8 protein-coding genes and 1 other RNA gene are annotated in these 12,204 nt (G+C 31.9%); 6 read left to right on the top strand and 3 right to left on the bottom strand.

What is annotated here, in order from left to right; genetic code table 11:
* Positions 1–4: 4 nt before the first annotated feature.
* The 3 genes from glmS to fumC are packed head-to-tail and all read left to right on the top strand — an operon-like array spanning position 5 to position 6,376.
* On the top strand, positions 5–1,801 hold the full coding sequence (glmS, locus tag FBF20_RS06970) for a glutamine--fructose-6-phosphate transaminase (isomerizing) (protein ID WP_002855784.1): 1,797 nt from the start codon (positions 5–7) through the stop codon (positions 1,799–1,801).
* A gap of 2 nt (positions 1,802–1,803) precedes the next feature.
* Positions 1,804–4,929 carry a S8 family serine peptidase gene (locus FBF20_RS06965; RefSeq protein ID WP_002889952.1) on the top strand — a complete coding sequence of 1,042 codons (3,126 nt, stop codon included), beginning with the start codon at positions 1,804–1,806 and terminating at the stop codon, positions 4,927–4,929.
* Between the two features lie 55 nt (positions 4,930–4,984).
* Positions 4,985–6,376, top strand: a complete 1,392-nt coding sequence (gene fumC, locus FBF20_RS06960; RefSeq protein ID WP_002889950.1) for a class II fumarate hydratase — start codon at positions 4,985–4,987, stop codon at positions 6,374–6,376.
* Positions 6,377–6,405: 29 nt separating this feature from the next.
* Here the strand turns inward: fumC and FBF20_RS06955 are convergent, their stop codons facing one another.
* Positions 6,406–7,449 (bottom strand): AI-2E family transporter, encoded by a 1,044-nt coding sequence (locus FBF20_RS06955; protein ID WP_002859651.1) that lies wholly within the window; start codon positions 7,447–7,449, stop codon positions 6,406–6,408.
* Between the two features lie 3 nt (positions 7,450–7,452).
* The gene (gene ruvB / locus FBF20_RS06950) at positions 7,453–8,460 is read right to left on the bottom strand and encodes a Holliday junction branch migration DNA helicase RuvB (protein WP_002856258.1); all 1,008 of its coding nucleotides are present in this window, start codon (positions 8,458–8,460) and stop codon (positions 7,453–7,455) included.
* Between the two features lie 90 nt (positions 8,461–8,550).
* Between ruvB and FBF20_RS06945 the strand changes: the two genes are divergently transcribed.
* Both FBF20_RS06945 and ssrA read left to right on the top strand, forming a co-directional pair.
* Positions 8,551–8,961 carry a hypothetical protein gene (locus FBF20_RS06945; protein ID WP_002783915.1) on the top strand — a complete coding sequence of 137 codons (411 nt, stop codon included), beginning with the start codon at positions 8,551–8,553 and terminating at the stop codon, positions 8,959–8,961.
* Positions 8,962–9,320, top strand: a transfer-messenger RNA (tmRNA) gene (ssrA, locus tag FBF20_RS06940). It begins immediately after the preceding gene.
* Positions 9,321–9,404: 84 nt separating this feature from the next.
* Here the strand turns inward: ssrA and FBF20_RS06935 are convergent.
* Positions 9,405–11,513: an RNA degradosome polyphosphate kinase gene (locus FBF20_RS06935; protein WP_223209681.1), complete on the bottom strand. Its 2,109-nt coding sequence runs from the start codon at positions 11,511–11,513 to the stop codon at positions 9,405–9,407.
* Between the two features lie 164 nt (positions 11,514–11,677).
* Between FBF20_RS06935 and nrfH the strand changes: the two genes are divergently transcribed.
* On the top strand, positions 11,678–12,193 hold the full coding sequence (gene nrfH, locus FBF20_RS06930) for a cytochrome c nitrite reductase small subunit (RefSeq protein WP_010891930.1): 516 nt from the start codon (positions 11,678–11,680) through the stop codon (positions 12,191–12,193).
* Positions 12,194–12,204: the final 11 nt, after the last annotated feature.

Here is a 12,204-nt window from a genome sequence, read left to right as displayed (position 1 = left end):
AAAAATGTGTGGAATCGTAGGCTATATAGGAAATAATGAAAAAAAACAAATTATACTAAATGGACTTAAAGAATTAGAATATCGTGGCTATGATAGTGCGGGTATGGCAGTGATGCAAGAAGGCGAACTTAGTTTTTTTAAAGCTGTAGGAAAGCTTGAAAATTTGGCGAATAAATGCACAGATTTTGAAAGTCAAGGTTATGGTTTTGCTGTAGGTCATACAAGATGGGCAACCCATGGTAAACCTACTGAAATCAACGCACACCCTCATTTAGGACAGTATTCTTGCGTGATTCACAATGGTATTATAGAAAATTATAAAGAAATTAAAGATAAACTTGAAAAAGAAGGCGTGAGTTTTTTAAGTCAAACAGATACAGAAGTGATTGTTCAGCTTTTTGAATTTTATGCAAGAAATTTGGGAGTTTTTGAAGCTTGGCAAAAAACCATCAAAGAACTTCGCGGTGCTTTTGCTACTTTGTTAGTAACAAAAAAAGATCCCAATCATGTGTATTTTGCAAAAAATGCTGCTCCTTTGATTATCGGTAAAAATGCAAATAAAGAATGGTATTTTTCTTCAGGTGATGCGCCTTTGATAGGAAGTTGTGATGAGGTAATGTATCTTGAAGATTTAAGCTTGGGATACGCGAGTAAAGATGAGCTTGTCGTTTATGAAAATGATATTTTAAAATCACTTTGTTTTTCTAAGCTTTCAGGTGATAAGGCTTATGCAAAAAAAGACGGCTTTCGTTTTTTTATGGAAAAAGAAATTTATGAACAAAGTCGCGTGATGAGTGAAGTTTTAATGGGGCGTATTCAAGGCGATGAAGTCGTTTTTGATGAGCTAAACAATGAAGATTTAAGTCAAGTAGATGAAATCACGCTTTGTGCTTGTGGAACAAGCTATCATGCTGCAATGGCAAGTGCTTATTTGTTTGAAAGAATTGCTAAAGTTAAAGCTAAAGTAGAAATTGCAAGTGAATTTCGATACCGTGAAGCAATTATAAAAAAAGATTCTTTATTTATCGTTATTTCTCAAAGTGGAGAAACAGCAGACACTTTAGAGGCTTTAAAGATTGCAAAAGAGCAGGGTGCTAAGACTTTTGCAATTTGCAATGTGGATAATTCTAATATAGTGCGTTTAGCACATCTAAGTCTTTTAACTCGTGCGGGCATAGAAAAAGGAGTTGCTTCAACTAAAGCTTTTGCTACTCAGGTTTTAACACTTTGGATGCTTGCTATTTTTATGGCACAAAAAAGAAATTTAAATGTTTCTGCTGAAATTAAAGCACTTTTGCATACTCCAAATTGCGTGAGTGTAAAACAGGCTTTACATGAAAAAATTCATCGTTTATCCAAGCGTTATTTAGATGGACATGGCTTTTTCTTTATAGGCAGAGATGTGTTTTATCCTTTGGCTTTAGAAGGAGCTTTGAAACTTAAAGAATTATCTTATCTTCACGCTGAGGGTTATCCTGCAGGAGAGATGAAACATGGCCCTATTGCTTTGGCTGATTCTAAGCTTTATACTATAGCTTTAATGCCAAAGCACATGCTTTATGAAAAAACAAAATCAAATGTTGAAGAGCTTATTGCTAGGGATTCTACAGTGCTTAGCATTTCACCTTTAGAATTTGATTTAAGTGATGATTTTATAAAAACCAATGAGCAAGATCATTATATGTGTGAATTTTTTGAAATGATGGTCATTACTCAACTTTTGGCGATGGAAATTTCCATAAGACTTGGCAATGATGTGGATATGCCAAGAAATTTGGCTAAAAGCGTAACGGTAGAATAGAAATGAAAAAATTTTTTTGTTTAACTTTAGTTTGTAAACTTTTTGCTTTAAGCGAATTTGAACTTCATCATATTGATAAAGTACATAAGCTAGGGTATAGTGGAGATACTATTATAATAGGTGTAGCCGATGATGCTTTTAATCAAGATCATATTAGTTTAAAGGATAAGATTTTAAAGTCTACTTATCCTACTGATACAGCTGGGAAACAGCTTATACCTGATTTGAAAAAATCAACACACGGAAGTCATGTAGCAGGTATAGCTGTTGGAGCAAAGATAGGCGATAGCAAACCTTATGGAGTGGCTTATGGGGCAAAATTTTATGGAGCTGGGGTGTTTCCAAATGGCTCTTACACTCAAATTCCTGATATTTATAATTTTTTCAAAGATGTGAGTATTATTAATAATAGCTGGGGTATTAATTTTTATCCTTATTTTAATCTTAAGGCTTCAAATTCTGGATTAGTAGATTGTACTCAAACTAATCAAGGGACAAGCTATAATATCTGTAATACTCCTTTGGAATATGTTATGAAAGCAGATAAGGTTGCTAATGATATGATGAGGCTTAGCAAGGACAAGGGAGTATTAAATGTATTTGCTGCTGGTAATGAAGGAATTCTTAGCCCTGCTTTGCATGCGATTTTACCAAGTTATGATGAATCTTTAAGAGCTTGGTTGGCTGTTGGAGCTTTGGATGCAAATGAGATTACTTTAGAATCAGATGGGACTTTAATAATTAAAAGTCAAGGTTTGGCTGATTTTAGTAATGGTTTTAAGGGAGCTACGAATTTTTCTTTAGTTGCTGCTGGAGTAAATATTAATAATGTTGATTCAAGCACTAATGATAAGTTTACAAAAAAAAGTGGAACTTCTATGGCAGCACCTATGGTAAGTGGAACAGCGGCACTGGTCAAGCAAAATTTCCCCTTTTTGGATGGTAAGCAAATTGCTGATATACTGTTAAGTACAGCAAATAAAAATTATAAGGCTCCAAAATTTACTGTTAAACAAGTAACCGATGGAACAAATCAACCTAAATTTCTTATTGTGTATATTTCGCAAGATCCACCTAGGATAGAAGATGAAATAAAACGGGATTTAAAACAGCTTTACAATGGAATACAAGTTCAAGTTAATGGACAATGGATTGATTATAGTGATTATATTTGGGATAATAGAGATAGTGCGCAGTCACAAAAACTTAATACTTCTACTATTAGTTCTATTAATGGAGTAGTTAGAGTTGAGAAAGAAGAATTATTTGGACAAGGAATTTTAGATGCACAAAAGGCGTTAAAAGGACTGAGTATTTTAGATGCAAACAGACTCAGTGATCAGGATGTATTAAAATATGAGCAAGAACCTAATACAGCTTATTATACTATAAACACTGCAGGTTATGATGCTGAATTTTCTAATGATATTAGTCAAAGAAAATGGGATGAAAGTACTCATTTATCAAGTGCTATTAATAAACCTACACATTTAGCTAATCTTAACATAGGATTATCTAAAGAAGGTGAAGGTATTTTGATTATCAGTGGTCAAAATACTTATGAGGGTGCAACTTTAATCAAACAAGGAGAATTAAAGCTTAAAGGAAAAGTTAAAAATAATGCTTATGTAGAACAAAAAGCAATATTAAGCGGTAATGGTATTGTAGGGCAAAATTTAAACAATAAAGGCATAGTTAGACCTGGAAATGAAGATTTGAATGATTTAACCGTGCAAGGAACTTATACTCAAGAAGGAGTTGACTCTAAATTGCAACTTGATTTTGGTAATTATAAAAATTCTAAACTGATTGCAAAAACTTATGATATTAAGAGCGGGAATTTAGAATATATTCCTTTACCTAAATACTATATCTTAAATAAGCCAGTGAAAATTAATTTAGGAGATTTGGAAAAAAGTTTATCATCTTTTAATCATGTTTTGATACAAAATACCTATGCTTTAAATTTTGATTTTATTTTAAGTGATGATTTAGTGAGTATTAATAAAACCTTAATAAAACCTAATTTAAAGCCAAATGCCTACGAAATTCCTAATACAAGCTTGGGAAATGCTTTAAGACAATTGCGATCTAGGGCAGACTTGAGTCAGACTTATCAGGAATTTTTTGCTTCTTTAGATAATGGAATAGATGTAAAGACTAAATTAAATAGAATAGAAGGTTCAGGGTATTTAAGCACTTTTAGTAATCATAATCAATCTAATTTAATGCAAAATAATATGTTATTTACCCTTCATCCTCTTAATATTAATAATTTTGCACAAAACAATAATATCTTACTTGCTAGTACTTATTTACCTAGAATTTTTAGCAATGAAGAATATTTTTGGCATCTTACTCCAAGTTATAAATACTATAAAGATAAAGATTTTTCAGGTCAAAAAACAGGTGCTAATATCTCTTTAGGAGAAAATTTCTCATCAGGCTTTTTAGCTTATGCTTTATCTCTTTCTAGCGCTAAATTTAATTTTAATAATGGTAGTGATTTGAAGAGTTATAACATGGATTTATTGCTTAATTATAACCATGATTTAGATTTTATAAAAATATTAAGTGGATTAGGTATAGGTGTAGGATTTAATACTCTTAATCGTTTTGTAGTAGAGCAGCCAATTGAAGGCAAATATAAAACATTGCAAACTTCAGCCCAGCTTGGTGTAACTAAAGATATTATTTTAGGTCAAGATTTTATTTTTAATCCTTTAATGTATTTTACACATAGTTTTTTTTATCAAGAAGATTTTAAAGAAAATAAAAGTCCTTTTGCTAAAAATTATGAAAGTTTAAAACATCATAGCATAAATGCAAATTTAGGTTTTAATCTTGCTAAAAATATAGAGCAAGATGATTATCAAGCTTCTTTTTCTACTTTTGTAATTTTTGAAAAAAGAATTTATGGAAGAACTTTAGAAAATAAGGCTAGTTTTGTTGATTTTCCTATTACTTTTATTCAAAAATATAAATTAAAAGATAATATTTTAAGTCAAGGTTTTAATTCAGAATTTTTATATAAAAACAATGTATTTTGGCAGTTTATGTTAATGAATAGATTTTCTCATAATGCCTATGAATTGCATTTAATGAGTTCAGTAGGAAAACGTTTTTGAAAGTATTTATTTTTTTAGCTTATAATAAATAAAATTTTAATCAAAGGAAAAAATTATGGAATACAGAGTTGAACATGATACCATGGGTGAAGTTAAGGTCCCAAATGACAAATATTGGGGAGCTCAAACTGAAAGAAGTTTTGAAAATTTCAAAATCGGTTGCGAGAAAATGCCAAAGGTTTTAATCTATGCTTTTGCAAATCTTAAAAAATCTTTAGCTTTGGTCAATAACAAACTTGGCAAACTTGATGATGCTAAGAAAAATGCTATAGTTCAAGCTTGCGATGAGATTATCGCAGGTAAATTTGATGATAATTTTCCACTTGCGATTTGGCAAACAGGTTCAGGCACACAAAGCAATATGAATATGAATGAAGTTATTGCAAATCGTGCCACTGAAATCATGGGCGGGGATTTTCGCAAAGAAAAGCTTGTACATCCAAATGATCATGTTAATATGAGTCAAAGTTCAAATGATACTTTTCCAACAGCTATGAGTATCGTTGCGGTTGAGCAAGTAGAGAAAAAGCTTATCCCTGCGCTTGATGAGCTTATTGCAACTTTTGAAAAAAAAGTAAAAGAATTTGATAGTATTATCAAGATAGGACGCACGCATTTACAAGATGCTACTCCACTTACTCTAGCACAAGAATTTAGTGGATATCTTTCTATGCTTTTGCATTCAAAAGAGCAAATCATCGCTTCTTTACCAACTTTAAGAGAACTTGCCATAGGAGGAACCGCAGTAGGAACAGGGCTTAATGCGCATCCAGAATTAAGCCAAAAAGTAAGTGAAGAGCTAACTCAACTTATAGGTACAAAATTTATTTCAAGTCCAAATAAATTTCATGCTTTAACAAGTCATGATGCGATTAATTTTACTCATGGAGCTATGAAGGGTTTGGCTGCAAATTTAATGAAAATTGCAAATGATATAAGATGGTTAGCTTCAGGCCCAAGATGCGGTCTTGGTGAGCTTATCATCCCTGAAAATGAGCCAGGAAGTTCGATTATGCCAGGTAAGGTAAATCCTACCCAGTGTGAAGCTGTTACTATGGTTGCTGTACAAGTGATGGGAAATGATGCAGCTATCGGATTTGCAGCAAGTCAAGGAAATTTTGAACTTAATGTGTTTAAGCCTGTGATTATTTATAATTTCTTGCAAAGTCTTGATTTGTTAGCTGATTCTATGCATTCATTCAATATCCATTGTGCTGTAGGCATAGAACCAAATCGTGCAAAAATCGATCATAATCTTCATAATTCTTTAATGCTAGTTACCGCTCTAAACCCATACATAGGTTATGAAAACGCTGCTAAAGTAGCCAAAAATGCCCATAAAAAAGGTATTTCTTTAAAAGAAAGCGCAATGGAGCTTGGTTTGGTTAGCGAAGAAGATTTCAATAAATTTGTTGATCCTACTAAAATGATAGGCCCAAAAGCCTAGAACATAAAACTTGCCTTTTTTAAGGCAAGTTAAATTAAATTCTTATCTTTTAAAATCACATACATTCTTAAAGTTGATACAAAAAAAGTTAAAATCGCAGGACCTAGTATAATACCCCAAAAACCAAAGGTTGAAATTCCTGCTATCATGGCCAAGAAAATTAAAAGTTCGTTGATTTTAGTGGGAGTTTTTACAAGTTTTTTGTTGATCCATTTGATGATTAAAGGTTTGATTAAAGTATCTGCTATAAAAGAAATTACAATTACAGAATAAATAAAAATAACAAGAGCTGAGTTAAGATTGTTTGAGGCAAATTCATAAAGACTTACAGGCACATAAATTAAAGCTCCTCCTATAGCAGGTATGAGAGAACTTACAGCAAAAATTACTCCCATTAAAATTCCATCATAACCATAAAATATTGTGATTAAACCAAAAAGTGCACCTTGAAATATTGCTACAATTACCATAGAGTAAAGCACAACAGCCATAACATTACCCACTTCGCTTAAAACATCATCGAGTTCTTTTTTATCAATAGGAATGATGGATTTAAGATAGATAACAAGTTCTGTTCCATATAGATTTGCAAAGAAATAAAACACACAAATTAAAACCATATCTATAAGAAATTTAGCTCCTGATTTTGTAAAACTTGAAGCATAACTTAGAATTTGTTTAGAAATACTATTTAAATCTATAGAAGCTAAAAATTCTTTAATTTTAGGTTCTAAAAAATTAAAGCTTTCAGGCAAGGTGAATTGATAGTTTTTGACATAATCAAGTGTTTGTGTAACTAAATTAATATCAAAATTCTTTAAAGCTTTGGCAAGTTCTATCATAGCATAAACAAAAGGTGCAAAGAAAAGCAAAACCATACAAGCTGTTGTAAGAATGGAAGCTAAAAATTTATGTCCTTTAGTAAGATTTAAAAATTTTGCATTGATGTTTGAGGTAGCTACCGCCATTAAACTAGCTATGATAATTACAAGTAAAAAACCTTTAAAAAGGTAAAGTAAAAGAAATAAAATGACTAAAATAAAGCTTATAAGAAAGAATTTTCCATTTTGCAAAATTTACTCCTCAAATAAAGTTTTTTCATAGTTTAGTTTTAAAGCACTATAACTTTTTGCACTTGCTATACGCCCTTTTGCAGTGCGTTCTATATAGCCATTAGCTAATAAATAAGGCTCGATTACATCTTCTATGGTATTTTCATCTTCACTTAAAGCCGCAGCAATACTTGCAAGTCCGATAGGTTTTTGTTTGGCAGCGGTTAAAAGTTCAAGATATCTTAAATCCATCGCATCAAAACCAAGCTCATTAACTCCTAAAGAATTTAAGGCCTCATTAGCTCTTTTTTCTGTGATAATCTCTTCATCATTAACATCGGCAAAATCTCTAACTCTTTTTAAAAGCCTTAGAGCTATTCTAGGAGTTGAACGACTTCTTTTAGCGATCTCAAGTGCGGCTTTTTCTTCGCAAGTTTTATTAAGTTTTAAAGCTGCTTTTTGCAAGATTAGGGCAAGTTCGCTATCTTTGTAAAATTCTAATCTAAATTGCATACCAAAACGATCACGTAAAGGATTGCTAAGCATACCTGCACGCGTTGTAGCCCCTATAAGAGTAAATTTTGGTAAATCGATTTTTATGGTTTGAGCAGCTGGACCACTACCTATGATAATATCAAGGCGGTAATCCTCCATTGCAGGGTAAAGCACTTCTTCGATAGCAGGACTTAAGCGATGAATTTCATCGATAAAAAGTATATCCCCTTCGCTAAGATTGGTTAAAATAGCGGCTAAATCTCCGCTTTTTTCTATCATAGGAGCGGCGGTTGTTTTGATATTTGCACTCATTTCATAGGAGATGATATTAGCTAGTGTTGTTTTTCCAAGTCCTGCAGGACCACTAAAAAGTATATGATCTAAACATTCATTGCGTTTTTTGGCTGCAGCTATAAAGACATTTAAATTTTTTTTAATGCTTTCTTGACCTATATAACCATCAAAATTTGAAGGACGCAACGAAGTTTCGTAAGTTTCATCAAAGGAGTATTTTTCTATTTCTACTATTCTATCCATATCTTTGCTTATATTTTGGAAAAATTAAAATAAGATTTTAGCTAAAATTTGCTAGAATTTACATTAAACTTTAATGATTATGGTTTAAAAATGGGAATTTTAACAAAATTAGAATTAGATTATGAAATTGACGATATAGAAAAATTTTTACAATTTTTTAGAACCATGTGCGATAGGTTTGAACCTTTAATCATCAAGCTTGGAAGCGATAGTGTGCGTTATAAAGAAGCCATAAAAGAGCTTGAAACTTTAGCACACAATACCGCTTGGGCAGCAAGACGCTTAAATCTTGAAGAAGTGACTGATTTTTGTGTATTTTGTGAAGAGATGATGGCGCAAGCAAATCGCTTTAATGGGCCTGCTAGTGATGAATTTACGGATTGGATGCTTTTGATGAGTGATCAGTTTGAAAAATATTGTCGTTCATATGAAAATGATGATTCTGTTTTAGCGGTTTTTAATCCTTTAATTGTTAATGTTCCAAATATTATTTCTAAATAAGGGAGCGACTTGGCTTCGACAGGAGTAAGTCTGCTTAGATGGCATGTCGCTTTGGGCAAAGCGTAAAAAGCCCAAATAAAATTAAACGCAAACAACGTTAAATTCGCTCCTGCTTACGCTAAAGCTGCGTAAGTTCAGTTGAGCCTGAAATTTAAGTCATACTATCTAGCTTAATTTTCGGTCATTTTTGATAGTGTAGCCTTGCGTTTGACAAGCGTTGAGGTGAAATAAAGTCTTAGCCTTGCTTTTGAGTTTTGGAAGATGAGCGAAGTAGGGTGAAGTAGTCATCTTTGCTAAGCATGTAGAGGTCTTTGTGGGATTATTTTTGGACAGGGGTTCGATTCCCCTCGCTTCCACCAGTTTTAAATCAATGTTTATTGAAATTTGAAGATTAATAAAAATTCATAGTTTAAAGTTTTTAAGGTGTAAAACCCTAAAAACTTTTAGTTTTCCTTAAAAAGTTTGGAAGCTAAGTGCGTTGCACGACTTTGATCTGTATCTTTTTTAAGTGTTTTATAAATTTTACTTACATATTCTTCTAAGGTTTGTTGAGAATCTATGATTTTTTCAGAAGAAGGAATTTTTTCATACTCTCCATTGTTTTTAAGCTCATAAGCTAAAACATTATCACTAAGTTGCAAGCGTAAAAATTGAGCTAATTTAGCTTTACTTCTTTCATCATATATAGGAGTCATAAGTTCTAAGCGACGCTCTAAATTTCTTGGCATCCAATCTGCACTCGATATAAAATAATTTGGCTCACTATGTTTAAAATAAAATACTCTAGCATGTTCTAAGTATTTTCCTATGATGCTTCTAACGCGTATGTTTTTGCTGTATTCTTCATCAGGTTTTAAGCAACAAATTCCGCGTATGATAAGATCGATTTGCACTCCTTCCATACTTGCTTCATAAAGCGCTTGTATGATATCACTATCTACAAGAGAATTCATTTTAGCTACAATCACACCTTCATTTTTCTTGCTTGTTTCAATGCGTATCATTTCTAAAACTTTTTCTTTGATTTGATTTGGGCTCATTGAAAGAGTTTGAAGGCGACGATTTTTGCTAAAGCCCGATAAGATGTGAAAAAAGCTTGTCGTATCTCTTGCAAATTCTGCTTTGCTTGTAAAATAACTCACATCAGTATAGATTTTAGCACTGCTTGCATTATAATTTCCCGTACTTAAATGCATATAAAATTTAAGTTTATCTCCTTGTTTGCGTATGACTTGAGAAACCTTAGCGTGGACTTTAAAACCTGTAATGCCATAAATAACATGAGCTCCGGCATTTTCTAAAGCTTTTGCCCAATGAAGATTGTTTTCTTCATCAAAGCGTGCTTTTAATTCTACCATCACAGTTACTTGTTTTCCATCGCTTGCAGCATCAATTAAAGCTTGAACTATATTGGAATTTTTTTCAACTCTATAAAGTGTCATTCTTATGGAAATTACTTCAGGATCTTTGCTTGCTTCTTTGATAAATTTATAAACTGGATCAAAACTTTCAAAAGGTTGTATAATGAGTATATCTTCTTTTTCTACAGCATCAAAAATAGATAAATTCTCATCAAAAGGTGGTAAAGTTTTAGGCGTGTAAAGTGGGCTTAAAAGATGCGTAAAGGTTTTATTTCCTGCGATTTGCCAAAGGCTAGGGAGATTGAGTAAAATAGAATATTCATAAACATCTTTATGAAAAATTTTCATGTGAGTATTAAGAAATTCTACGATTTGCTCATCTGCATCTTTTTGAATTTGCAATCTTACAAAAGCTCCTTTTCTGCGAAGCTTCAAGCCTTGTTCTAAAATCATCATAAAATCATCAGCTTCTTCCTCTTCTATTACCATATCTGCATTTCTAGTCACTCTAAATGCTGCTGAAGCTAAGAGTTTATAGCCTGGAAAAATTTCTTCTGCGTGTTGATGGACTATACTTTCTATAGGAACATAAATATTTGCACTTACTTCATAAAAACGAGGTAAAACTCTTGGAATTCTAATCATTCCAAATTTTACAAGTTCAGGATGCGCTTTATCGCAAATTTTAACCGCTAGTGAAAAAGATAAGTTGTTTAAATGCGGAAAAGGGTGAGTAGCATCAACAGCTATTGGAACAATAACAGGAAAAATATTAGAGAAAAAATACTCATCACATTTTTGTTTTAAATTTTCATCTAAATTCTCATAATGTTTTATGAAAAGATTTTCTTTTTCTAATTCACTTGTGATTTCATTAAAATAACGCTCCAAAAGTTCTTTTTCTTGGTGTAAATATTTGCGTATGGCTTTTAATTGTTGTAACGGGGTCATTTCATCGCTACTGCTTGCATTAACTCCAGCTGAAAAAAGTTGTTTTAAGCCTGCGACGCGTATCATATAAAATTCATCTAAATTAGTGCAATATATAGCTATAAATTTTAATTTTTCTAACAAGGGTAAATTTTTAGAACATTGGTCTAAAACACGAGAATTAAAGCGAAGCCAAGAAAGTTCGCGATTGATAAACATATCAGGACTTGTTTGCATTAATTTTTCCTTTTTTAGTTGTATTTTATCATTTATTTTGAAATTATTGAATAAAAGTTTTAAATTTTTTTAGATTAATTAAGAGTAAATATATCTTTAAAATTATATTAAATTCATCTATGTTAGAATCACAAAATTTATTTCTGGGAAATTCTGTGACATTGTTGTTTCATTGAAGATTTTAAGAAATGATAATTTTAAGGAGGAAAATTTTGAAGAAAACTTCGAATCTTTTTACTATTTTTCTTGTTTTGCTTTTTGTTTTCTTTGCGGTTGGGTTTTATACTTTTTATAACGCTAAGGGCACATCTTATTTAAGCAATGCAAGTGAATCTTGTAATAACTGCCATATTATGAATGAAGTTTATAACGAATACATGGCAGGACCACACTCTCAAAAAGTCAAAGGCGAACCAAGAGCAACTTGTGTGGATTGTCATTTGCCACATAATTTTGTAGCTAAGTGGATAGCTAAAGCGCAAAGTGGTTTAGGACATGCTTATGCTTTTACTTTTAAACTTGATGAGTTGCCTACAAATTTGAGTGCGACTGAAAAAAGCAGAAAAATGGTGCAAGAAAACTGCATACGCTGTCATGCAGATTTTGCTCAAACAGCTATCAATGCTACAACAAATCCACATGCAGACAAGTCATTAAATTGTGCTTCTTGTCATAAAGATGTTGGACATAAACACGGAATTTAATAAGGAGAAGA

The sequence above is a fragment of the Campylobacter sp. CFSAN093259 genome (assembly GCF_012889985.1).
GTDB lineage: Bacteria > Campylobacterota > Campylobacteria > Campylobacterales > Campylobacteraceae > Campylobacter_D > Campylobacter_D jejuni.
The sequence above is the reverse complement of the archived record's forward strand: the minus strand, read 5'-3'. Positions and strand labels throughout refer to the sequence as shown.

Coding starts and splice junctions, on each gene's coding strand:
- glmS (WP_002855784.1), top strand. CDS start 5: ATGTGTGGAATCGTAGGCTATATAGGAAATAATGAAAAAAAACAAATT.
- FBF20_RS06965 (WP_002889952.1), top strand. CDS start 1,804: ATGAAAAAATTTTTTTGTTTAACTTTAGTTTGTAAACTTTTTGCTTTA.
- fumC (WP_002889950.1), top strand. CDS start 4,985: ATGGAATACAGAGTTGAACATGATACCATGGGTGAAGTTAAGGTCCCA.
- ruvB (WP_002856258.1), bottom strand. CDS start 8,460: ATGGATAGAATAGTAGAAATAGAAAAATACTCCTTTGATGAAACTTAC.
- FBF20_RS06945 (WP_002783915.1), top strand. CDS start 8,551: ATGGGAATTTTAACAAAATTAGAATTAGATTATGAAATTGACGATATA.
- nrfH (WP_010891930.1), top strand. CDS start 11,678: ATGATAATTTTAAGGAGGAAAATTTTGAAGAAAACTTCGAATCTTTTT.